This is a genomic window from Microbacterium sp. UCD-TDU (assembly GCF_000340625.1).
GTDB lineage: Bacteria > Actinomycetota > Actinomycetes > Actinomycetales > Microbacteriaceae > Microbacterium > Microbacterium maritypicum.
Window position 1 is genome coordinate 651977 of sequence record NZ_KB454446.1, and the last position, 22355, is coordinate 674331.

The 22355-nt window shown below is 69.4% G+C and carries 22 protein-coding genes; 8 read left to right on the forward strand and 14 right to left on the reverse strand.

Going from position 1 to position 22355, the window contains the following annotated elements:
• Positions 1-6: 6 nt before the first annotated feature.
• Positions 7-1365 (reverse strand): polysialyltransferase family glycosyltransferase, encoded by a 1359-nt coding sequence (locus tag D514_RS26060; RefSeq protein ID WP_017829253.1) that lies wholly within the window; start codon positions 1363-1365, stop codon positions 7-9.
• The gene (locus D514_RS26065) at positions 1362-2342 is read right to left on the reverse strand and encodes a glycosyltransferase family 2 protein (RefSeq protein ID WP_017829254.1); all 981 of its coding nucleotides are present in this window, start codon (positions 2340-2342) and stop codon (positions 1362-1364) included. Before D514_RS26065 ends, D514_RS26060 begins: the two co-directional genes overlap by 4 nt.
• Positions 2343-2716: 374 nt before the next feature.
• Here D514_RS26065 and D514_RS26070 point away from each other — a divergent pair, with 374 nt between their 5' ends.
• A complete protein-coding gene (locus tag D514_RS26070) occupies positions 2717-3646 on the forward strand; it encodes a hypothetical protein (RefSeq protein WP_031205650.1) in 930 nt (309 codons plus the stop codon).
• A 9-nt stretch (positions 3647-3655) separates the two neighbouring features.
• A complete protein-coding gene (locus D514_RS26075; protein WP_017829255.1) occupies positions 3656-3958 on the forward strand; it encodes a DUF4229 domain-containing protein in 303 nt (100 codons plus the stop codon).
• Positions 3959-3965: 7 nt separating this feature from the next.
• Here the strand turns inward: D514_RS26075 and D514_RS26080 are convergent, their stop codons facing one another.
• The 3 genes from D514_RS26080 to D514_RS26090 are packed head-to-tail and all read right to left on the reverse strand — an operon-like array spanning position 3966 to position 5660.
• Complete coding sequence (locus D514_RS26080; protein ID WP_017829256.1) at positions 3966-4940, reverse strand: 1,4-dihydroxy-2-naphthoate polyprenyltransferase; 975 nt, start codon at positions 4938-4940, stop codon at positions 3966-3968.
• A gap of 51 nt (positions 4941-4991) precedes the next feature.
• Entirely contained in the window at positions 4992-5282 is a 291-nt protein-coding gene (locus D514_RS26085) for a DUF4287 domain-containing protein (RefSeq protein ID WP_017829257.1), read from the reverse strand.
• Positions 5283-5297: 15 nt separating this feature from the next.
• On the reverse strand, positions 5298-5660 hold the full coding sequence (locus D514_RS26090) for a cupin domain-containing protein (protein WP_017829258.1): 363 nt from the start codon (positions 5658-5660) through the stop codon (positions 5298-5300).
• 45 nt (positions 5661-5705) lie between these two features.
• On the opposite strand from D514_RS26090, the gene D514_RS26095 reads away from it, so the two are divergent.
• Positions 5706-6731 (forward strand): DUF5937 family protein, encoded by a 1026-nt coding sequence (locus tag D514_RS26095; RefSeq protein ID WP_017829259.1) that lies wholly within the window; start codon positions 5706-5708, stop codon positions 6729-6731.
• Between the two features lie 10 nt (positions 6732-6741).
• On the opposite strand, the gene D514_RS26100 is transcribed toward D514_RS26095, so the two are convergent.
• Complete coding sequence (locus D514_RS26100) at positions 6742-7200, reverse strand: Lrp/AsnC family transcriptional regulator (protein ID WP_017829260.1); 459 nt, start codon at positions 7198-7200, stop codon at positions 6742-6744.
• Between the two features lie 72 nt (positions 7201-7272).
• On the opposite strand from D514_RS26100, the gene D514_RS26105 reads away from it, so the two are divergent.
• On the forward strand, positions 7273-8712 hold the full coding sequence (locus tag D514_RS26105) for a DUF6421 family protein (RefSeq protein ID WP_017829261.1): 1440 nt from the start codon (positions 7273-7275) through the stop codon (positions 8710-8712).
• Positions 8713-8843: 131 nt separating this feature from the next.
• A complete protein-coding gene (locus D514_RS26110; RefSeq protein WP_017829262.1) occupies positions 8844-9503 on the forward strand; it encodes an SDR family oxidoreductase in 660 nt (219 codons plus the stop codon).
• Between the two features lie 37 nt (positions 9504-9540).
• Here D514_RS26110 and D514_RS26115 read toward each other — a convergent pair whose 3' ends face one another.
• A complete protein-coding gene (locus tag D514_RS26115) occupies positions 9541-10989 on the reverse strand; it encodes an MFS transporter (RefSeq protein ID WP_017829263.1) in 1449 nt (482 codons plus the stop codon).
• A 102-nt stretch (positions 10990-11091) separates the two neighbouring features.
• On the opposite strand from D514_RS26115, the gene D514_RS26120 reads away from it, so the two are divergent.
• Complete coding sequence (locus D514_RS26120) at positions 11092-12159, forward strand: low specificity L-threonine aldolase (RefSeq protein WP_017829264.1); 1068 nt, start codon at positions 11092-11094, stop codon at positions 12157-12159.
• A 13-nt stretch (positions 12160-12172) separates the two neighbouring features.
• On the opposite strand, the gene D514_RS26125 is transcribed toward D514_RS26120, so the two are convergent.
• The 7 genes from D514_RS26125 to D514_RS26155 all read right to left on the reverse strand — a co-directional run bounded on the left by D514_RS26125 (position 12173) and on the right by D514_RS26155 (position 19583).
• A complete protein-coding gene (locus tag D514_RS26125; protein WP_017829265.1) occupies positions 12173-12895 on the reverse strand; it encodes a FadR/GntR family transcriptional regulator in 723 nt (240 codons plus the stop codon).
• Between the two features lie 14 nt (positions 12896-12909).
• Entirely contained in the window at positions 12910-14352 is a 1443-nt protein-coding gene (locus D514_RS26130; RefSeq protein WP_017829266.1) for an aldehyde dehydrogenase, read from the reverse strand.
• A gap of 1 nt (position 14353) precedes the next feature.
• Positions 14354-15739, reverse strand: coding sequence for a glutamine synthetase family protein (locus tag D514_RS26135; RefSeq protein WP_017829267.1), 1386 nt, complete (start codon positions 15737-15739; stop codon positions 14354-14356).
• Positions 15724-16488, reverse strand: a complete 765-nt coding sequence (locus D514_RS26140) for an SDR family NAD(P)-dependent oxidoreductase (RefSeq protein ID WP_017829268.1) — start codon at positions 16486-16488, stop codon at positions 15724-15726. The genes D514_RS26135 and D514_RS26140 overlap by 16 nt, the downstream gene beginning before the upstream one ends.
• Before the next feature lie 23 nt (positions 16489-16511).
• Positions 16512-17285 (reverse strand): gamma-glutamyl-gamma-aminobutyrate hydrolase family protein, encoded by a 774-nt coding sequence (locus D514_RS26145; protein WP_017829269.1) that lies wholly within the window; start codon positions 17283-17285, stop codon positions 16512-16514.
• 29 nt (positions 17286-17314) lie between these two features.
• Complete coding sequence (locus D514_RS26150; protein ID WP_017829270.1) at positions 17315-18799, reverse strand: APC family permease; 1485 nt, start codon at positions 18797-18799, stop codon at positions 17315-17317.
• Between the two features lie 178 nt (positions 18800-18977).
• Entirely contained in the window at positions 18978-19583 is a 606-nt protein-coding gene (locus D514_RS26155; protein ID WP_017829271.1) for an NUDIX hydrolase family protein, read from the reverse strand.
• A 72-nt stretch (positions 19584-19655) separates the two neighbouring features.
• Here D514_RS26155 and D514_RS26160 point away from each other — a divergent pair, with 72 nt between their 5' ends.
• A complete protein-coding gene (locus D514_RS26160) occupies positions 19656-20312 on the forward strand; it encodes an alpha/beta hydrolase (protein WP_031205654.1) in 657 nt (218 codons plus the stop codon).
• A 267-nt stretch (positions 20313-20579) separates the two neighbouring features.
• Positions 20580-22271 (forward strand): ABC-F family ATP-binding cassette domain-containing protein, encoded by a 1692-nt coding sequence (locus tag D514_RS26165; protein WP_017829273.1) that lies wholly within the window; start codon positions 20580-20582, stop codon positions 22269-22271.
• The last annotated feature ends 84 nt before the right edge of the window (positions 22272-22355 follow it).

Genomic DNA, 22355 nt, shown 5'->3' on the forward strand with positions numbered 1-22355 from the left:
TCGTCGTCATCGTCCGCGTATCGCCCGCCAGGCGCGCCCTGCGCGTCGCCGCGCGCCGAGGGCGTGGAGCCGCCACTCCTCGATCCTGCCCACTCCCCCGGCGGGACGCAGTGCACGACGCACGGCGTTCTCGATCGGCGCGCCGGGCAGTCGCAACTCGGCGAGCCGTCGGGGCGTGAAGTACCGATCGCGCTCATCCGGGTCGAGTCCGCGCAGCAGTTCCTCGGCGCGACCGTGCAGATGCCCGGCGATCTCCGGCTGCATGGCGTAGCCGACGGCGTCGATCAGCAGTTGCAGCCGCGCGGGATCGGCATACGGAGAGCCCTCGCGCGTGAGGGCGTCGACCAGGGTCGCGGGAATCCGGTTGCTGTTCTCGAACGGCGTCAGTGCGGCGAGGACGGTGTCGTTTCCCGCCGAGCCGATCGCCCGTCCGAAGAGGGTCTGCACGGTCGGCAGCGCCGTGGAGAACCCCGCGACGACGGCCACCGCGTCCAGCCGCTCGGCGAGCAGTTCGGCGGCGAGAGGCCCCCTGTACTCGACGAAGTCGATCCCGTGCGCGGCCGCGCGCCCTCTGACGGCTGCGGTCACCAGGGGCGGCGCGGCCGGATGCGGCTTGAACACGATGCGCTGCGGTGCCCACTGCGCGGCACGGTCGATCAGGCGCTTTTGCAGATCGATCTCCTCGGCCGCCGTCATCAGCCCGAGGGCCGACAGATACTGGCCGAGCACGAGCACCGTGGAGGCACCGTCGTCGACGGGATCGCCCGCGGTGGCATCCGTCTCCCGCAGCGCCGCGGCGAACGACGCCGGAGGCACCGGCACGACCTCTGCACGGGGCGCCCCGACGAGGGGTCGCACTCCCGGCACGACGTCGGCGTGCACGACCCGCTTGATGCGCGCGGCGACGGGGTACGGCAACCGCACGCGCATCGGCGAGTAGGTCATGAGGCCGTCGCCGACGATCGTGATCCGCGCGTGGGGGAACAGCGCCATCAGGGTGCGGGCCGGCGCCACCTGAGGACTCTGCACGAACAGCTCGAGGTCACGGGGGTCGATGTTCCAGGCGCGCGCGAACAGCCGCTCCAGCAGGGGGAGGTCGGCATCGACCGGTTCCCAGGAGCTCGGATGCAGCGGACCGAGCAGGTCCGCCAGTGGCTCGATGCGGTCGAAGCGCGCCCGCAGCGAGCGCAACCCCGGGTCCTCCGCGATCCCGACGACGGTCTCGGGCACACGGGAGGAGGTGAAGGGAACCAGGAGGCGCTCGCCCGCGGACACGGAGGACGGGGCATCGAGGAGTCCGGAATCGATCGCGGCGGCGGCGGTCGCGAGGCCGTAGCCGCTGTGCAGGGCGAAGATCTGCGTCATGCCGCCCTGCCCGTCTGCCGGAGGATGCGCGCGAGCACGCGGCGGCGCGGCCCGTCGAAGCGTCCCAGCACCTCGGTCACCTCGTCAGCGGGCAGTCGACCGAGCATGTCGCGGATCGCGGCCCGCATCTCTCTGCGCAGGGGCGGGCTCATCCGGCGGGCCCGCACGAGATGGTGGGAGCTGAGGGCGAGCGCCGACCAGACGACCTTCGGCAGGAAGCGCTCGGCCTGGGCATCCTGCTCGACCACCGAGATGACCTCGTTCATCGCCCTGGCGAAGTCGAGCTGCCGGCGGTCACGCACCTGTGTGAGCGATGTGGCGACACCACGGCGGTAGAGGAGGGCCGGCGCATCGACCACGGCGAACGATGCGGCCTTCAGGTGCAGTCGCCAGATCCAGGGCCGGTCCTCCGCCGTGAACAGGCCCTCGGGGAATGCCGCCAACCCGCTGTCGATGACCCTGCGGTGGAAGAGCCCGGCCCAGGCGTAGGGATAGTCGACCATGGTCGACTCGTTCTCGGGCAGGATCGCGTCACGCGGCGAGGTCACCCGGTCGCGCCACGGGTGCGGTGCGCGGATGAGCGCCCGCTCGCCTCCGGTGACCGTGACGTGATCGGTGCGCACGAAGTCGCACTCGAGCTCGCGCAGCCTCGCCACCAGCACCTCGAGCCGTCGCGGCTGCATCCAGTCGTCGCCGTCGAGGAAGCAGAAGGCATCGCCCTCGACGTGCACGAGCCCCTGGTTGCGGGCCGTCGCCAGCCCGCGTGCCGTCGGATTCCGCAGCACGGTGGCGTGCGGGAACCGCTGCGCGTACTGCTGCATGAGAGCACCCGTGTCGTCGCGGGACCCGTCGTCGATCGCGACGAGCTTGACGGCTGCGGCATCGTCGAACTGCCGGGTGAGCGTCTCGAGCGTCGTCCCGATGTACTCCCCGGCGTCTTTCGCGGGCAGGATGACGGTGACGAGGGGTGTGCGCACAGGACTCCCGGAGACGGACGGTGTCCGGGAATGGTGCCAGGCGGTCGTTGCCGGATGGGGACGCGCAGGTGAACGACGAGTGTCCGCGAGACATGCGCGGGGCCGGCACTGCGGTGTGGTCCCGTACCCGAACGGGACCACACCTTCCAGTGCATCGCACTGCCGAACGTGACACGTTCGGGATACGGGATCGCGCAGATGCGATCCCGCCTGTCACGCGGCCGCCTGACCCCCATCAGGCGACCCCGAGACCGTTGTGGTCGCCGCGTCGACTCCGAGAAGACGAACGCGGCGCCACGGTAAAATAATACCCGCTGGAATGATGTGGACGGTTCGGTTCGCACGCGCTCGCCGCATCGGCGACGATGGGGAGCATGCTCTGGCCCTTCGGATCGACCTGGCGCCCCGTGCGTCAGCGGCGTCGCGACACCGTCGATCTGCGATGGCTCAGCGCGAGGACCTGGACCAGACGCTGGTACCCGCAGGGGATCGACGTCGGCGAATGGCGCGGGCGGCGCACTCTGGCCGTCAGCTGGTTCCGACAGGAGCTCTCGGGGGAGCATCTCGCCTCCCGTGTGACCCTCATCGACCTGGCGCGCTCCCGTCATCTCGACATCCTGCTCGCGGTCATCGACGACGATGGCGAACTCCAGCCGGCGCGGATCCACGCCGGCGGGCTCGCCTGGTTCGGGGACCGGCTGTTCGCGGCGGCGACCGGCCGCGGCATCTGGGAGTTCGACCTCTCCGACATCCGCGAAGTGCAGGGCGCACGGGCCCACCGGCTCGCCGGGGCCCGTCGTCGCGGCGGTCGCGGCACCGCGCTCATCGCGGTGCGCACCCGGGTGCATCCGATCCCGCTGCGCTGCTCGTACATCGGCCGCGTGTTCGACGACCGCGGCACCCCCCTCCCCCGCGTGCTCATCGGCGAGCACCGCACGGATGAGAGCGGACGGATCGGTGAGTTCTCGATCGCCGAGCACGTCGACGACGGATTCACCGAGGTGAACCGCTTCACCCCCGGCATCAAACGGATGCAGGGCGCGGTCCGCCGGGGGGACCACCACTTCGTCTCGCAGTCCGACCGCCTGCACCCCGGCACGCTGTGGAGCGGTCGGCGCGACGCGCTGACTCCGGATCCCGTCCGGCTCCCGGTGGGATGCGAGGACCTGGCCCTCGACCTCGAGGCCGGGCTGTTGTGGTCGCTCGGAGAGCACCCGTGGCGGCGCGTGGTGCGCGGCATCCCGCTCAGCCGTCTCGGCATCGCCTCCGGCACCGGCGACGGAGCCCCTTCGCGGCGAACGTAGACTGGAGGGGTGAAGAAGCCCGCGCCTTTCCTCGTCTACACCGTGCTGCGGCTGCTGGCGTTTCTCGTCCCGCTCGCCATCCTCTGGATCTTCCCGATCTTCCGAGAGTTCTGGTGGCTGGCCGCGATCTTCGCCGCACTGATCGGCATGAGCATCTCGATGCTGTTCCTGCGCACGCCGCTGACGGATGCCTCCGCCCGGCTGCAGGAGCGCCGCGAGAGCCGTTCCTCCGGCGGCCAGGCCGACGCGGACGCCGAGGACGAGGCGATCGAAGGCGCGACCGACCCCGTCGACGGCGACGCCAAGGGCTGAGGCCGGCTCAGCCCACGAACGCCCAGAACAGAGCGCCCGCGTACAGCAGCGACGTCAGAGACGTCAGTGCGAGTGCGGTGACCAGCTCCTTCGGCTGACGGTAGGACCAGACGATCGCGATCGCCGGGAGCCCCGCCAGCAGAGCCAGCAGTGAGATCCACGCGATCGGGAACAGCAGGGCCAGGAAAGCCGCGATGCCGAACGGCGCGAGCACGAAGAGCGTGAACAGCACCTGGGTCGCCCTGCGCCCGATCAGCACCGTCAGGGTGCGCTTGCCGACCTCGCGGTCCTGGTCGATGTCGCGCAGGTTGTTCGCGAGCAGCACCGCACAGGCGAACAGCCCCGCGGCGATCGCACCGAGCCAGGCCTGCTGCGGCAGGGAGAAGATCTGCACCCAGGTCGTGCCGAGCGTGGCGACGAGCCCGAAGAAGACGAAAACGAAGACCTCGCCGAGTCCGGCGTAGCCGTAGGGGCGCTTGCCGCCGGTGTAGAACCATGCGGCGACGATGCAGGCCGCGCCCACCGCGAGCATCCACCACTGACCGGTGCGCACCACGATCGCCAGACCCACGAGGCCGGCAAGCGCGAAGAACACCAGTCCGATGATCAGGACCGTGCGAGGCTTCACCCGCCCGGAGGCGGTGAGACGCGCGGGACCGACCCGGTGGGCGTCGGTGCCGCGGACGCCGTCGCTGTAGTCGTTCGTGAAGTTCACGCCGATCTGCAGCAGCACCGCGACGGCGAGGCAGGCGAGCGCGATGACCCAGTGGAACTCGGGTCCGGTGCTGCGCGCGGCTCCCGTGCCGATCACGACCGGTGCGATCGCGAGAGGGAGGGTGCGCAGACGAGCCGCCCCGATCCAGTCGGCAGCCGTCACCGGGCCTGCTTCGACGGCCGGACGCCTCGCCGGGTTGCCGCTCGTGCGGACCGGCGTGCGCTTCGCGGTCGGGGTTTTCTTCTTGCGCTGGGAGGATGCTGCCACGCAGGGAATCCTACTGGCCGGGCCCATGCCCGACCTCAGCGGGACGACGGATCAGGCGTTCGGGTTGCTGTCCTTGCCGTCGAGCCACAGGGTGTCGGAGGCATCGCCATGAGCGCCACCCTTGCCCACGTGCTTGTCGCTGATCTGCGGCCCCTTGGTGATCACGTGCACGAGTGCCATCGCGTGCCCCTGACCCAGCTGGTAGTCCTCCTTCAGCCAGGCGACGATCGGTGTCGCCTTGGTCGTCTGGTCGAACCCCTTCTCGGTGGCGAGTTCGATGAACTGCCGCGGGGTGAGACCGGTCTTGGTCTCGATGTTGTCGAGGTATGCCTGGAAGGACATGCGTGCTCCTGATGGTCAGTCCTCGTCGAGGAACGTCTGGATGATGGTGGCGGAGGCGTGGACGCCGATGATCGTGAGAACCCCGTCCCCCACGTTGGTGAAGCGGTGCGGGATGAAAGCGGGGCCGGTGGCGGTGTCTCCCGCTCCGGCCACGAAAGTCTCCTCGCCCACTGTGATGGAGGCAACACCCTCGATCACGACCCAGGTCTCAGGATAGGGATGCCAGTGCAGCCCCGGCCCCTCCCCCGGCTGGTTCTCGACGAAGAAGTACGACACCTCGGCACCGTGCTCGGCCCCGACGAACCTGCGGCTGCGCCCCGAGCCGATGCGGATGTCACTCCCGGCGACGATCCCCGAATGAGGTGATGTGCTGTTCATGATTCCAGTCTCGACAGCCTCGCGAGCAGCCCCTACAGTTTCGATGTGGATCGAAACTCCGGCCCGATCGAGGGCGTCGAGCACCCTGACCATCGCGTCGAGTTCCATCTGAGCCCGGGCGACGTCGAGGCGGTGCGGTTCGGCATCTCGCCCGGGCACGAGCTGGCCCACGCCGTTCGGGTGTTGCGGCGCCCCGCCGCGCATCCGCTGCAGTGGGGCTGGCTGCGAGCCGTGCGCGACCGCCTGCCCCGCGAGGACTTCGCGCTGCTCACGACCGTGATCGGCGACGACGGCTATCTGCCCGACTTTCTGACGACCGCACCCCGTTGGGACCTGACGCCCGAGATAGAGCTCGACGAGCTGCGAACCGCCCCTCTCGACCCCATGCGCGTCGATTTCCGGAAGATGGTGGTGCGATCGAGCGGAACCAGGCAACAGGCTCTGCGCGAGATGCAGGATCACCCCGAGCGGGCTCGCGGGATGATCGCCGATGCCTGGGCCGCCGTGTGGGAAGCGGTGCTCTCTCCGGTGTGGCCGCAGCTCGAACGACTGTTGCGTGCTGACATCGCCGTCCGCACGCGCACGATCGCGAGCACGGGCATCGCGGGCATGGCCGGTGATCTGCACCGACAGGTGACCTGGGGGTCGGGTGCGGTCCGCGTCTCGCTGCGACGCCACAGCGAACAGGTCGACTGCCGGGGAGGTGGCCTGGTGCTCGTCCCCTCGGTCATGTCGGCGTGGGGCTGCATGGTGCTCACCGAGCCACCAGCGCAGCCCACCCTGTTCTATCCGGCCCGTGGCGTCACCGCCGGCTGGGCCCGCGACGCCGCCGACATCACCGCCGCTCTCAGCGCCCTGCTGGGTCCGGCACGAGCGGGCATGCTGCTGCGCGCCGGCACCGCCCGCACGACGTCGCAGGTCGCCCGTGATGCCGGCCTCGCGATATCGACCGCCTCGCATCACCTGGCCGTGCTGCGCGGTGCAGGACTGATCACCAGCGAACGCGACGGCACCAGGATGCTCCATCTGCGCACCCCGCTGGGTGAGGCGATGGTGGGCGCGGTGCTCTGACTCCCGGCGCCTACTCGGTCGAGCCCACCGGGATGATCGGTCGGTGCTCGTAATAGGTCTGCAGCACCACGGTCGTGCGGGTGCTGACATTCGCCGCGAGTCTCACATCGCGCACCAGCTCTTCGAGCGCACGAGGGGACGGCACCCGCACGAACAGCATGTAGCTGGCGTCGCCGGCGATGGAGTGGCAGGCCTCGATCGCGTCGAGGTGCTCGAGCAGCTCGGGGGCGTTGTCCGGCTGGGCGGGGTCGAGCGGCGTGATCTCGATGAACGCCGAGAGCGGGGTGCCCACCTGCTCGGGGTCGAGGATCGCCTGATATCCGGAGATGACCCCCCTCGTCTCCAGTCGGCGCAGGCGCGACTGCACCGCAGAGACCGACAGGCCGACGGCGTCGGAGAGCTGGGAGAGCGTGGCGCGGCCGTCGCGGGAGATGGCGGTCAGGATCGCGCGGTCGACAGAGTCATCCATAGCTGTAAGATTATCGTCAGGATTCCGTTTGCACAGGAATCTTTCCGTCAAAAACTCCGATCGGAGGTCCCGATGTCCCTTCTTTCCGCCAACAGTTCCGCTGTCCAGGCCATCGTCGGCGAACCCGAGGTCGTCGAGGACGCATCGATCGCCGAGCAGTCCGCCGCCTGGGCGCAGCTCAAGGACGCCGCGATCGCGATCCGCGAGATGCAGATCAAGGACGGCTCGATCCCGGACGCCGCGCACCACGCCGCGGCCCGCGAGCTCGTCGGTGCGCTCACCGCCGCGATCCGCGCTCTGGCCCCCGCCTTCCCGCACGACGCCGAGTACCTCGCCGCTTCCGTGGTCGACTTCGACCGTTGGGCCGCCTCGGACTTCGGGGTGCCCGACTTCCTCGACTCGCTGATGGCTTTCCAGCCGCAGCAGCACCGTGTCGACGGCATCCGCCACCTCGTGGTCTTCCCGATGTACACGCAGAACGGATCGAGCGATCGCCTGGTCGAGGCGCTGATCGTCGAGACGATCTGGCCGAAGTTCATCGCGGCGCTCGAGGCCGGCGACTACGGCAACAAGCTGTTCGTCTCGCTGCGCCTGGTCGATTTCACGCCCGGCTACGACACGAACTCGGCGGTGCTGTTCCCCGAGACCGTCGCGATGCGCGAGGTCCCGACCTTCACGTGGGGCGCGATCTTCCAGGACCGCGAGGCCGCCCGGTACCGCCGCGTCACCCGCGCCGCTGCCGAGATCACCAACCTCGACCTGCCGGAGCGCGCAGCCGCGATGCTCGACGACCAGCAGGTGGCCGAGAAGACCTTCGTGATGTGGGACATCATCCACGACCGCACCCACATGCGCGGCGACCTGCCGTTCGACCCGTTCATGATCAAGCAGCGGATGCCCTTCTTCCTGTACTCACTGGAGGAGATGCGCTGCGACATGACGGCGTTCCGGGAATCGGTGAAGATCGAGCGTGCTCTCGCCGCCCGCATCGCCGCCGGTGAAGAGCTCACCGAGACCGAGCAGGAGATGCACGACTACGCGCACCTCGTGCAGTACGCAGTGATCTTCGACCGGATCTTCCGCTTCTCGATCACGGGCACCCGCACGCGCAACTACGACGCGGTCGGCGGACAGCTGCTGTTCGCGTGGCTGCACCAGCGCGGTGTGCTGCACTGGACCGACACCGCACTCGCGTTCGACTGGGACAACGTGCCCGACGCCGTGGTGGCACTGGGCGATGCGATCGACGATCTGTACTGGCACTCGATCGACCGTCCCAAGGTCGCGCACTGGCTCGCCGCGTACGAGCTCGTCCGGGGTACGCTCACCCCGCACCCCGCATCGCAGTGGGCCCGCGGCCTGTCGGACGAGATCCTGGCCGGCGCACCGAAGGGCTACACGGATGCCGTGATGGACGACGAGTTCCCGCTGTCGATGTTCTTCGAGACCCTCGACAAGAAGATGAAGCCGATCATCGAGTCGACCGTGGGCATCCGCGGCACCGACGACTGACGATCACGCGCGCACCGCGCGCGTTCCGAGTGTGGCGCTGGGGCGCACCGCACTGCGGCCGGAACCTGTCCTGCGGATACCTCCGCGGGTTCCGGCCGCAGAAGCCCCTCCGACCCGGAAGAGTGGAAGACATGGCTGAACACACCGACTCGACGGCTTCCACGCGCACCCTGGTCCTCGCCGGAGCCACCAGCGCGGCCGGTCTCGCCACCGCGCGCGCGCTGATCGCTGCGAACGCCCGCGTCATCGCCACCGGTCGCTCGGTCGAGCGCCTGCAGGAGCTCGCCGACGCCGGAGCTCAGATCGAGATCGCGGATGCGACCTCCGTCGAGGACATGACCGCCCTGGCTTCCCGGATCGGGCCCGTGGACGCGGTGGTGCCGCTGGTCGGAGGCTGGCGCGGAGGCGGGGGCCTGGCCGGGCAATCCGATGAGGACTTCGCCGCCCTGCTGCCGGCCCTGCACGCCGTTCGCGCCACGAGCCGGGCTTTCGACGATGCGCTGCGCGCCTCCGATGCCGGACGCTTCGCTATCGTGTCGTCGACGTCTGTCGCACGTCCCCTGGCCGGTGGGGCGAACTATGCCGCCGTCAAGGCCGCGAGTGAGGCGTGGACCAGAGCCGTCGCTCAGGGCTATGCCAAGGCCGCACGCGAGTCCGGAGAACGGCTGCGCGCAGCAGCCGTCGTGTTCCGGGCGAAGGCACTCGATCCCGAGGCCCTGGCCGCACGGATCGTCGCACTGTGGGCCGAGGACGCCGCCGAGCTCAACGACCGGGTGTTCGATCTGGGCTGAGCCGTCGGTGTGATCCCGGCCTCGTGCGCCTGCTCCGTCATCGGGTTTCGGGCGGCATCCCCGGGACGACGGGCGGAGCATCGGCGTGCCTGGCCACGGCATGGCCCTTCTCGCGGTCGAGCGCGACCGTGGTCTCGCCCGCGCTCTCGTTCCCTGACTCCTCGATCACCTGCTCCGGAGCCTCGGCATAGAGTTCGGTGAGCCTGCGGTACGACCGGGTGAAGAACGCCAGCGTGGCGGCGACGACCATGATCAGCCCGGCGAACAGGCAGATGAGGGCGATGCCCCGAGCCTCGCCCTCACCGAGCAGCCACCCCCACTGCTGCTGCCCCTCGGCGGTGTTCATGTAGGGAATGATCAGGAACTCGGCGATCGGGGCGATCATGAACGCCGTGATCGGCGCGGCAGCGGCCTCCATCGCGGCAGCCACACCGAAGACGCGGCCCTGCCGCTCGAAGGGCACGACCTTCTGGATCACAGTCTGCTCGGCGGCCTCGACGGGCGGCACCAGAGCCATGTAGACCCACATGCCGACCACGTACAGCGGCCACCACTCCCGCAGCATGAACACCGACCCGAGCAGCCCCATCGCGATGACCACGAGCAGCATCGTACGCATGGGCCTGGGGCCCAGACCGAACTTGGCGACCAGCCCGCCGCCGACCAGGAACCCCGTCGAGGCGAACGCCAACGCGAAGCCCCACGTCTGCGCGTCGAAGAGCGTCAGTCCGTAGGGATCCATCAACGCCATGTAGACGCCGCCGATGAGGTTGTTGAACGTGGAGAAGATGATCAGCGCGAAGAGCCCGGGAGCCAGACGGATGGCGCGCACGCTTCCGCGGAAGTCGAGTGCGCTGGAGGCATTCGGGTCGGGTTCGGGAGTTCCCTCGGGGATGCGCACGAACAGCAGATGCACGAACGTGATCGCCATGGCCGCGATGGCGATCGCGAGCGTCCACCCCATGCCGAGGAAGCCGATCGAGAGCCCCGAGAAGACGCTCGTCACCAGGAAGGCGATGCCCTGCACCGTGCCGACCAGGCCGTTGGCGTTGGCGCGCTTGTCTTCGGGAATGAGCAGCGTGACCGTCGTCGACAGCGCGATGTTGCGCAGCTGCTCGATCACACCGCCGAACAGGATGACACCCGAGAACAGCCAGAACCAGGGCCCTCCCAGGTCGAGGAGAGCGGCCTCGGGCTGCCACAGGTAGAGCACTCCGGCCACGAGGAACGCGCCGGCGGAGATCACGCTCGAGATCACCATGACGGTGTGCTTGCGGTTGCGGTCGACGATCGTGCCGAACGCCATCGCGAAGAACGCGACGAAGAGCATGTAGGCGCCGCCGATGATGCCCGTGGCCAGCACCGACCGCGTCTCGATGTAGACCCAGAACGTGAGCGCGAACCACAGGAAGCTCGTCGTCACGTTCGCGATGAGCGTGTTGACGAGGACGTTGGCGAAAGCCCTCTTCGCTGAGGTGCGCTCCATGGTTTCGAGGGTAGAACCGCCCACCGACATTCGGAAGTCCCCACCGAGTCGGAGGCGCGGTCACCGGTCCGCGGACAGCCCCCGGACAATTAGGCTGGGGAGGTGAGCATCCAGCATGACCCCGCGATCCGGGGCTTCGCCAGTGACAACTACTCCGGCATCCACCCCGAGGTCCTCGCGGCGATCGCCGCGGCGAACGGCGGCCACCAGAGCGCCTACGGCGAGGACGCGTACACCGCGCGCCTGCAGGAGGTGTTCCAGGAGCACTTCGGTGACGGCGTGGAGGCGTTCCCGGTGTTCAACGGCACCGGCGCCAACGTGACCGGCCTGCAGTCGATGCTGCCGCGCTGGGGCGCGGTGATCGCCGCCTCCACTGCTCACATCAACGTCGACGAGGCTGCGGCCCCCGAGAAGATCGGCGGCTTCAAGCTGCTCACGGTCCCCACCGACGACGGCAAGCTCACCCCGGAGCTGATCGACCTCGAGGCGTGGGGCTGGGGTGACGAGCACCGCGCACAGCCGCTGGTCGTCTCGATCACCCAGACCACGGAGCTCGGCACGCTGTACACGGCGGAGGAGATCCGCACGATCGCCGACCACGTGCACGAGCGCGGCATGAAGCTGCACCTCGACGGCGCCCGTCTCTCGAACGCCGCCGCCGCCCTCGATCTGCCGCTGCGGGCATTCACCCGCGACGCCGGCGTCGACGTGCTCACCTTCGGCGGAACCAAGAACGGCGCCATGCTCGGCGAGGCGATCGTCGTGCTGAACCCCGAAGCCGCCGACGGGCTCACCTACTCGCGCAAGTTCAACATGCAGCTCTCCTCGAAGATGCGGTTCGTCTCCGCCCAGCTGATCGCGCTGCTGGAGGGCGACCTCTGGCTGCGCAACGCCCGGCACGCCAATGCCATGGCGGCGCGCCTGCGCTCGGAGATCGAGGCCGGGATCGCCGACGGATCCATCCGCGGTGTGGAATTCACCCAGCCGACCCAGTCCAACGGCGTGTTCGCCACGCTCCCCGACGGCGTCGCCGACCGGCTCCGCGACTCGTTCCGCTTCTACGACTGGGACGCGGCGCGCAAGGAAGTGCGCTGGATGTGCGGCTTCGACACCGAGGAAGCCGACGTCGACGCGTTCGTCGCCGAGCTCGCCCGCCTCACCACGGCCTGAGCTTCCGGGGAAGTCACGACTCGACGACGCGGGTGAACTCTTCGCGCGTGGTGCGCAGGTGCGCACGCATCGCGGCGTCTGCGGCGTCGGCATCTCCGCGGCGCACCGCCTCGAGGATCTGCTCATGCGCGTGCCAGCTCGACTCCTTCACGAAGTCGAAACTCATCAGGTCGACCGGCTCGAACATGCGCACTCTGGCCTCCTCCACCGCATCGCGGATGAAGGAGTTGCCCGAGGCTTCGGCGAGCGCGATGTGGAAGTCGGTATCCGCGATCCGCGATTCGGCCTTGGTGACGGCGGCGGCGAGGTCCTGCTGCGCCTGGCTCATGGCCTCCAGGTCAGCATCGCTGCGCCGGACCGCGGCCAGAGCGGCCCCACCCGATTCGACGATCGAGCGGAACTCGGTGAGCTCGCCGATCTCCGCCGAGCGCGTGCGCACTTCCTCCCTGATGAGTCGCGGATCGAGTGCGGAGTCCTGCACGAACGCCCCACCGGAGGCGCCACGGGAGATCACGATCTGGCCGCTGCCCTCCAGGATGCGCAGCGCCTGGCGCAGCGTCTCACGCGACACCCCCAGCTGCTCGGCGAGCCGGCGCTCCGGGGGAAGCCGATCGCCGGGGCGGATGCGGCCGAGCGCCATCTCCCGCCGGAGGAACCCGGCGACGGCCTGGTAGCCCGAGACCGGTTGCAGCGCGGCACGGGAGAAGTCGTGCGGCGCGTCGTCACGCTCGCTCATCCGTGCTCCTCCGGTCAGAGGGGAAGACCAGGGCGGTCGGTTCCCACGATCTGCTTCCCCACGAAGAAGTCAAGCACATCGTCGTCACCGTGCCCGCCCAGACCGCTCGCGCCGAAGAAGCTCTGCGCGGAATCCGGCGACATGTCCAGCACGCTCGTCCCGTTGACCTTGACCTCGCCCGCGACGAGACGGGTGCCGACCGCGGCCGCGGCCTCCTCGTCAGCGCCGAACACATAGCCGGCGAGTCCGACCTGGCCGGTGTTGGCGAGCCTCACGGCCTCGTCCTCGTCGTCATACCCGCCCACGAGGATCATGGGACCGAACACCTCCTCCGCGAGACCGGGGCCGTCGAGCACCGCGACCGTGGGCTCGAAGAACCACCCGTGTGCGGGAACCCGCGAGACACGCAGCACCTCGGCGCCGGCCCGGGCCAGCCGATCCCGCTGCGCGGAGAGCTCGTCTCGACGCGCAGCGAAGGCGACGGGTCCCACCTCGGTCGCCTGGTCGAGACTGGATCCGATCGTCCGGCGTTCGAACTCCGCGCTCAGCATCCTGGCGAACTCATCCCGGCGGGCCCTGTCGATGAGCACACGGCGAGGCGCCTCGCACCACTGTCCCGACAGTTTGAGCACACCGTCGGCGACGGCGCGCGCGGTCGACTCCAGGTCGGCGTCCGCCCGCACGATGGCGGCGTTGTTCGAACCCAGCTCCAACTGCAGCCGGGCGAAGCGCGAGGAGGCCGTGGCGGCGATCGCGCGGCCGGTCGGCGTCGAACCGGTCATCGAGATCGCGCGGACACGGTCGTCGGCCACGAGGGCGCGCCCGATCCCGCCGCTGCCCTGCACGAGCCCCACCACCCCGTCGGGGATACCGGCCGCGCGCACCCCCTCGAGCAGGAGCTGAGCGCTCCAGGGGGAGAACGACGAGGGCTTGAGGATCACGGTCGCGCCCGCGGCGAGCGCGAACGCCGTCTTCTTCACCGCCATCGCCGAGGGCGCATTCCACGGCAGGATCAGCGCGGTCGGGCCCCACGGCACGCGATGCAGGCGCACACCGCCCTGCTCCGCGGGAAGATCACGCACGTCACCGACGGCGGCAGCTCGACGCCCCGCGTCGCGCAGAGTGGCACCGTTCGCACCCGCGAAGAGCTGCGTGACCGCGATCGGCACACCGCTGTTGAGCGCGTCGAGACGGGCGATGTCCTCGACACGCTCGTCGAGCCAATCGGCGAGCACACCGAGCCTCTCGGCTCGACTCTCGGGTGAGAGGCCGCGCCACCGCCGGTCATCGTGTGCCTCCTGCGCCGCGGCCACAGCCCGACCGACTTGGGAGAGCGAACTCGACGCGGAAGGCACCAGGGCCTCCCCCGTGTTCGGGTCGTGCAGCCAGGTGCCGTCGCTGTCGGGGCTCTCCTCGGCGATACCGCCGATCCACGTGCGCAGGGCGGGATAGGTCATGTCAGATCCGATCGAAGTAGCGGTGCAGGTCCCAGTCGGTCACGCGGGCCATGAAGGTCGCCCACTCGTGATCGAGCAGAATCTGCTGGTGCGAGATGGAGTCGGCGGCGAGCATCCGCCGCACGAGGGCGCTCTCGCCGAAGAGGACGCTCGCCTGTCGAGGATCGGCCGGCATCGCACCGTCCCCGGGGAGGTCGTAGGCGCTTCCCGTCACGGGCTCCCCGAGCGCGGACTGCTTCTCCATGCCGTCGCGCGCGGAGGCGAGCACCCCGGTCAGGGTGAAGTACGGGTTGGTGTCGGCGCCGGGCAGCCGGAACTCGAACCGGAGTGCCTTCGGCGAATGCCCGACCACGCGCACCGTGGTGGTGCGGTTGTCGAAGCCCCACGTGCGTCCGCTCCCCGCCACATCCGACGAATTGCTGCGACGGTAGGAGTTGACGGTCGGCGCGTACCAGGCCATCAGCGCGGGAGCATGCTCCAGTGCCCCCGCGATCGCCGACCGCATCCGCGCACTCAGGTGGTCGGATGTCGACTCGTCCCAGAACACGGCTGCGCCCTGCTCGTCGACGAACGACACGTGCACGTGGCACGACGACCCCGGCTGGTCGTTGAGCGGCCTCGCCATGAACGTCGCCGACATGCCGGCCCGAGCGGCCGTGTCGCGCACCGCCAGCTTGTAGAGCGCGTGCCGGTCGGCCATCTCCAGCGGATCACCGTACTCGAACGTCATCTCCCACTGTCCGAGTCCCCACTCGCTCTGCGCGGCCTCGACGAGGATGCCGCTGGCGCGCAGGTCCGAGCGCAGCTTCTGGAAGAACGGCTCGTAGAGGTTCCCCTCGTGGATCATGAAGTCCGACGGGGTGAGGGTGGTCGGATCGAGATCGCGGAAACCCGAGCGGCGCAACTCTCTCGGGTTGTTGCGGAACAGGTAGAACTCCAGCTCGGTGCCGGCGAGCGGGGTCAGGCCCTGCTCGCGGATGCGCGCGAGCTCCTGCTTGAGGAGCACCCGCGGCGAGAGCGGCATCGGCTCGTGAGTGAGCACGTCGACCGGGTCGGCGAGACAGATCGCCACGCCCTCGAGCCAGGCCGCCGGGCGCAGGGTCGCCAGATCCGGGATCAGGGTCACATCCGGCACACCGTTGTGCATGCCGCACAGTGCGAATCTGTTGGCGTCGATCAGCTCGAGCCCCTGATCGATATCCCACGCCCACGCGCAGGTGCAGATGTCGACACCGTTCTCGACGACGCGGCCGAAGCCCTCGACCGGGATGCGCCGGCCCACGAGCCGGCCCTGCATGTCGGGAGTCGCCACGATCACGGTGCGGATGCCGGCGGCCACGAGCTCCTCGGGAGCAAGGCGCACGTCGTCGATCATCGCGTCAGCCACCCTCCATCGACGGGGAGCTGGATGCCGTCGATCCACGACGCCTCATCGCTGAGCAGCCAGGAGACCGCGGAGGCGATGTCTGCCGGTGCGCCCACCCGAGGAACGAGCAGTCGCTGCTTCATGAACTCCAGCGCCTCGGGACTCGTCACGCTCTCGTAGTCGAAGAAGTCCGTCGCGATGGGACCGGGGGCCACGCAGTTGACCCGGATGTTCTTCGCCGCGAGCTCGACCGCGAGGGCCTTGGTGAGCATCGGCACTCCCCCCTTGCTGGCGTTGTAGTGCGGTTGAGCGGTGCCGGTGCTCGTCACGACCACGAGGGCTTCGACCGTCGACAGGTTCACGATCGCCCCGCCGCCGGACTCGGCGATCAGCGGTGCCACCTCCCGCGCGACGAGGAACTGCCCCTTGAGGTTGATGTCGAAGACGAAGTCCCATGCCTCCTCGGTGAGGGTCTCGAAGGAGTGCTCCGTCACGACCCCGGCGTTGTTGACGAGCAGGTGCAGCGCGCCCCATGCTTCGCGGGCCGTGTCGACGGCGGCACGGATCTGATCCCGCGAGCGCACGTCGACCACCGCGGCCCGCGCGATGCCGCCGGCCGCTTCGATGAGGCGGACGGTCTCGGCCGCACCGGCTGCGGAGACGTCGGTCACCAGCACCCGTGCTCCTTCGCGGGCGAGCCGGAGTGCCGTCTCGCGGCCGATCCCGGATCCTGCCCCCGTGATGAAGGCGTTCTTGTCTGCGTGTCGCATTTCTTCTCCTTGTTCGGTGACGCCTAGGCGACGTTCTGCGTTGCGGGTACGGCGTCGAGCGTCGCGCGGACGGCGGCCTGCTCGACCAGCCAGTCGAAGACGGGATCGGCGTCGAAGGTCTCGGGATGCCACTGCACCCCGACCACGGGGAGACCGTCGATCTCGATTGCCTCGACCACACCGTCCGGCGCCCATCCGGTGACGATGACTCCCTCTCCCGGCGCATCGACGGCCTGGTGATGGAACGAGTTGACGCGGGTGGTCTCGCCGTAGAGCGCGTGAGTCACACTCCCGGGGGCGAAGCGCACCTCGTGCACGCGATGAGCACGAGGGTAGGCGTACGAGCCGTGGGACTCGCCTTCGCCGTGCGCGAGGTGCCCGTGCAGCGTGCCACCGCGGACGACGTTGAGCAGTTGCGCACCGCGGCACACGCCCAGAAGCGGCACACCGTCCTCGATCGCGGCTTCGATGAGCCCGGCCTCGAAATCATCCCGCTGCGGATCGATCAGGGCCGTGAACGGTCCGGGCGCCTGCCCGTAACGACGCGGGTCGACGTCGTCTCCGCCCACGATCACGACACCGTCCAGTCGCGCGACGAGTTGCCAGGGGTCGGCGTCCATCGGCAGATGCACCGGCAGACCGCCGGCACGGAGCACCGACGTCGAGTACTCGCTGAGGTAGGCCTCGAGCGGAGCATCGGCGAAACCATGGGGTGCACCGATCGCGGCGCCGCGCAGGCGTCGCCCGGAGATGCCGATCAGGGGCCGGGGCAGGGAGGGTGTGCTGATGATGTCCATCCTTCTGTGCGGTGGGCGAATGCCGGGGTTCAGGCGTTCTCGTCGAAGCGGCGCACGATCTGGGCGTAGGCCTCCGGGGCCTTGGCGCGCATCACCGCCGCCTGCACGAGGCCGATCACGGGAGCGATGACGACCACGGAGACCAGGACGATGCTGACCGGCCCCCAGGCGGGGTTCCCCTCGGCGTCGACGTCGCTCACGAGCAGCGGGAAGTTCGCCGCGATGAGGACGGCGGAGACGGCCAGCCCGACGAAGCCGAGCGTCGGGGCGATGACCGTGTGCCACGGGCTTCGCAGCACGCGTGTCCGCGCGAAGTACACCACGACGGAGAGGCAGGTGACCGCCATCAGGATCACGATCGCGAGCGTGCCGATGCCGGCGAACCACGAGAAGATGTTCTCCGGTGTGAAGCCGATGAGCATGAGCACGATGATCGCGATCGCTGAGGTCGTCACCTGCACGATCGAGGCGACGTGCGGCGACCCGTGGTGCGTATGCACGGCGCCCACGCGGTGCGGCAGCACCCGCGCGTTGGCCATCGCGTGGTGGTAGCGCGTCAGAACGTTGTGAAGCGACAGCACCGCGGCGAACATGCTCCCGAGGAACAGCACGGCGACGGCGATCGAGCCGATCGGACCGAGGTACTGCTCGGTGACGCGGGTGATCAGCGTGGTCGGATCAGCGGCCGCGGCGTCGATGACGTTCCCCTCACCGACGCCGACCACGACGGCCCACGCGGCGAAGGCGTAGAAGACGCCGATGACGATCGCAGAGGCGTAGGTGGCGCGCGGGATCGTGCGCTCGGGCATGCGCACCTCGTCGCGGTACACGACGGTCGACTCGAAGCCGATGAAGCTCGCGATCGCGAACATGAGGCCGAGAGCCGGCGCGCCGGAGAGCACGTTCTGCAGCAGGAAGGAGCCGAAGGTCACCCCGTCGGCACCCCCGGTGGCGAGGATCACGACCCCCAGCAGCACGACGATGCCGATCTCGGCGAGCAGCACGACGACGAGCACCCGCGAGCTGAGCTCGATCCGCCGGTATCCCAGCGCCCCGACGAGCGCGACGGAGGCCAGGGTGAGCAGCCACCACGGGATCTCGGGCCCACCGAGCAGGACGATGCTGGAGCTGATCGTGGCCCCCAGGTACGAGAACACCGCGATCTGCACCGTGGTGTAGCAGACGAGGGCGAGGTAGGCGGTGGCGAGGCCAGGTGTACGGCCGAGTCCGTGGGTGGCGAACACGAAGAAGGAGCCGGCCTTGGGCAGATAACGGCTCATCGCGGTGAGTCCCACCGAGAAGAGCAGCAGGATCACGGTCGCCACCAGGAACATGACCGGGAATCCGATGCCGTTGCCGACCAGATACCCGATCGGCACGAGGCCGCCGACCACGGTGAGCGGGGCTGCGGCCGCGATCACCATGAAGGTGACGGAGACCGCACCGAGGTTCCCGCGGAGATTGCGCTCCTGGGATGTTGCCGTGTTGCGCGACGTCGTTGTCGAAGCATCCATGTCGAAGCATCCTTTTGCCGATTGGACTAATGGTCTAATGTTTAGCCCATTGGTCGGATCGACGCAAGAGTCCACCTCGGATCCACGGTCGTCGAAGGTCCCCGACCGGTCGTCGCGGGGAACGAGGCTCGCCAAGGAGCGCGACGCTGCGCTGGTGGTGCGTGTCCTTCGCTCGGCGTCAGCGCAGGAGGCCGAGGCTCGCGAGAGCCTGGCGGATGAGCGTGCCGCGACCGTTCTCCATCTCGGCGGCGACCGCATCGGATGCGGCGGCCTCCGGCGAGAACCAGGTGACCTCCAGGGCATCCTGGCGCGGCTCGCACGTACCGGTCACCGGCACGACGAAGGCCAGGGACACGGCGTGCTGCCGGTCGTCATGGAAGGCGCTCACGCCGGGCATCGGGAAGTACTCCGCGACGGTGAAGGGCAGCGGCTGCGGCGGCATCAACGGGAAGGCCATCGGACCGAGGTCGTTCTCGACATGCCGGAACAGGGCGTCGCGCACCGTCTCCCCGAAGCGGACGCGCCCCGACACGATCGTGCGCGTCATCTCCCCCATCGGCGTGGAGCGCAGGAGGATGCCGATCTCGGTCACCTGGCCGGAGCCGTCGGTGCGCACCGGAATCGCCTCGACGTAGAGCATCGGCAGACGGCGTCGCGCCTCTGCGAGCTCGAATTCGCTCAGCCAACCGGGGTTCGCATCCGGGGAGGGCGGGTTCGACTCCCGGAAAGCGCCGAGACCTTCGTCGTCGGGCTCCGGCTCGGGATCAGGTGTGCGGACCGCCATGTGTCCTTTCTACCAGCCGCCTTCCCGAACCGACACCGTGTGCACGTCGGTCGCCCCTGGCAGGATGACGATGTGAGCGAGAACCTGACGATCGACGACACTGCGACCAGATGGTCATCCCCCGACCGCGGCGGGATGCCGCTGCTGGTCCTGCTCCACGGGTACGGTGCCGACGAGCACGACCTGTTCGGACTCGTCGCCTACCTCCCCGAGGGCATCGCCGTCGCATCCGTCGCTGCGCCCCTCGCACCCCCGTGGCCGATGCCAGGGCGCTCGTGGTATCCGATCGAGGGACTCGACGGGCGCAGCTCCGCGGACGTCACCCTCGCGGCGGAATCCTTCCTGCGCTGGCTCGACACGGCGGCGACCGAGGCCCCCTCGATCGCGCTGCTCGGCTTCTCGCAGGGCGCGGCGGTGTCGCTGCAGGCCCTGCGGCTGGCACCCGAGCGGTTCGGCGCGGTGGTGGCGCTGAGCGGCTATGCGTCCCCAGGAGAGCTTCCGAACGACGAGGCCCTGGCAGAGCTGCGCCCGCACGTGTTCTGGGGCCGAGGAACGCACGACGACGTCATCCCACCCGCGCTGATCGACCACACCGCGCAGTGGCTGCCCACGCACTCAGAGCTGTCGGGCCGGGTGTACACCGGACTCACCCACAGCATCTCCGAGGAGGAGCTCACCGACGTGCACCGGTTCCTCACGAAGTGGCTCGACGGGATCGCCGCGAGCTAGCCCCATCGTCGTCGTCGACGACCGAGCCACGAACCGACACGCCCGGGGTTGCGGGAATGCGACACGCCCGGGTATCGTCGGGGAGTCCTGTCCGCCGTGTCTGGAAGTCCTTTGATCTGATCCGTCGCCTCCGCGCTGTTCTTCCCGCGCGCTGACCCGACGATCGCCGACTCCACGGCAGACCCTCCCCTTCGCATCCTGTGACGCGTGTCACGACCCGGTAGGGGCTCGGTGTCAGTGCACCCTCGCACTCGACAGGAGACATTCATGTCAACCCCCACCGCTCTTCACCCGTCGGTCGTGCTCGACCGGCTCACTTTCACCTGGCCCGACGGCTCGATCGCGCTCCACGGCGTCTCGGGCGCATTCGGCTCGGGACGCACCGGCCTCGTGGGTCGCAACGGCGCGGGCAAGTCCACGCTGCTGCGGCTGATGGCAGGCGAGCTCGAAGCCACGTCGGGCGTCATCACGGCGTCCGGCGAGGTCGCGTATCTTCCGCAGCAGTTGACCCTCGATGTCGACCGCCGCGTCGCCGAGCTCCTCGGCGTGTCCGCGGCACTCGACGCCGTGCGGGCGATCAGCGCGGGCGACGTCGACCCCGCCCACTTCGATGCGGTCGGCGACGACTGGGACATCGAGGCGCGCGCCGAGGCGTCGCTGGCGGAGGCCGGGCTCGCTCCGGAGTTCCTCGACCGCAGGGTCGGCGAGCTGTCCGGCGGCGAGGCGGTACTCGTCGCGATCGCCGGCATCCGCCTGCGCCGTGCACCGATCACGCTCCTCGACGAGCCGACCAACAACCTCGACCGCGACGCCAGGACCACGCTCGCGGCGATGGTGCAGGCCTGGAAGGGCACGCTCATCGTCGTCAGTCACGATCTGTCGTTGCTCGAGCTGATGGATGACACCGCCGAGCTGTACGCCCAGACGCTGAGCGTGTTCGGTGGCCCCTATTCGCAGTGGCGCGCCTGGCTGGACGCCGAGCAGGATGCTGCGAGACAGGCCGAGGTCACCGCCGCCCAGGCGTTCCGCAAGAAGAAGCGCCAGCGGATCGAGGCCGAGGTGAAGCTCGCCCACCGCACCCGCACAGCGAAGAAGGCGGAGATCGAGAAGCGCGTCCCGAAGATCGTCGCGCACGGTCGCAAGATGGCCGCCGAGGTCTCAGCGGGCAAGCTCCGCACCGAGGTCGGGGCGAAGGAGGATGCCGCGCGATCGGTGCTCGACGAGGCCGGGCGACGTGTGCGCTCGGACGCCTCGATGAAGATCGAGCTGCCCGACCCGCACGTATCGCGCAGCCGCCGTATCGCGACGATCGGCGATCACGAACGGGCCTGGGTGATCCAGGGGCCGGAGCGTGTCGCATTGATCGGCCGGAACGGTGCCGGCAAGACCACGCTGCTGGAGCGGTTGGTCGCCGCCGGTGTTCACGACTCAGGAGAAACGACCCCCGTCAGGCCGCAGGAGCGGGAAGGAAGCGGATCCGAGGCGGAAGTCCTGAGTTCCGTACGGCCAGCCCTGCACGCCGAAGCCCACACCGATCTGATCGGCTACCTGCCGCAACGGGTGGACGGCCTCGACGAGCGGCGGTCGGTGTTCGAGAACATCACCGACGCGGCGCCGCACGTGCCGGAGAAGGAGCTGCGCAACCGGCTCGCCCGGTTCCTCATCCGCGGGGCCACCGCGGAGCGTCCGGTCGCCGCCCTCTCCGGCGGCGAGCGCTTCCGCGTCGCGCTGGCGAAGCTGCTGCTCGCCGAGCCCGCACCGCACCTCGTGGTGCTCGACGAGCCGACCAACAACCTCGACCTCGACACGGTCGACCAGCTCGTCGAGGCCCTCCGCGCGTACCGGGGCGCGGTGCTCATCGTGAGTCATGACGATGCGTTCCTGCGGCGGCTGGACCTCGACCTGACACTCGAGATCGATGCCGAGGGCGCTCTTCAGGAGGTCTCACTGGAAGCCTGATACGCGGGAGATCGGAGAGGCGGGTGTCGGGGAGAGGGCTTTCCCCCACCCGCCTTCGCCGGGCCCACGGCCCCGATGTCCCCG

Coding starts and splice junctions, on each gene's coding strand:
- D514_RS26060 (WP_017829253.1), bottom strand. CDS start 1,365: ATGACGCAGATCTTCGCCCTGCACAGCGGCTACGGCCTCGCGACCGCC.
- D514_RS26070 (WP_031205650.1), top strand. CDS start 2,717: ATGCTCTGGCCCTTCGGATCGACCTGGCGCCCCGTGCGTCAGCGGCGT.
- D514_RS26085 (WP_017829257.1), bottom strand. CDS start 5,282: ATGTCCTTCCAGGCATACCTCGACAACATCGAGACCAAGACCGGTCTC.
- D514_RS26090 (WP_017829258.1), bottom strand. CDS start 5,660: ATGAACAGCACATCACCTCATTCGGGGATCGTCGCCGGGAGTGACATC.
- D514_RS26100 (WP_017829260.1), bottom strand. CDS start 7,200: ATGGATGACTCTGTCGACCGCGCGATCCTGACCGCCATCTCCCGCGAC.
- D514_RS26105 (WP_017829261.1), top strand. CDS start 7,273: ATGTCCCTTCTTTCCGCCAACAGTTCCGCTGTCCAGGCCATCGTCGGC.
- D514_RS26110 (WP_017829262.1), top strand. CDS start 8,844: ATGGCTGAACACACCGACTCGACGGCTTCCACGCGCACCCTGGTCCTC.
- D514_RS26115 (WP_017829263.1), bottom strand. CDS start 10,989: ATGGAGCGCACCTCAGCGAAGAGGGCTTTCGCCAACGTCCTCGTCAAC.
- D514_RS26125 (WP_017829265.1), bottom strand. CDS start 12,895: ATGAGCGAGCGTGACGACGCGCCGCACGACTTCTCCCGTGCCGCGCTG.
- D514_RS26130 (WP_017829266.1), bottom strand. CDS start 14,352: ATGACCTATCCCGCCCTGCGCACGTGGATCGGCGGTATCGCCGAGGAG.
- D514_RS26140 (WP_017829268.1), bottom strand. CDS start 16,488: ATGCGACACGCAGACAAGAACGCCTTCATCACGGGGGCAGGATCCGGG.
- D514_RS26145 (WP_017829269.1), bottom strand. CDS start 17,285: ATGGACATCATCAGCACACCCTCCCTGCCCCGGCCCCTGATCGGCATC.
- D514_RS26150 (WP_017829270.1), bottom strand. CDS start 18,799: ATGGATGCTTCGACAACGACGTCGCGCAACACGGCAACATCCCAGGAG.
- D514_RS26155 (WP_017829271.1), bottom strand. CDS start 19,583: ATGGCGGTCCGCACACCTGATCCCGAGCCGGAGCCCGACGACGAAGGT.
- D514_RS26165 (WP_017829273.1), top strand. CDS start 20,580: ATGTCAACCCCCACCGCTCTTCACCCGTCGGTCGTGCTCGACCGGCTC.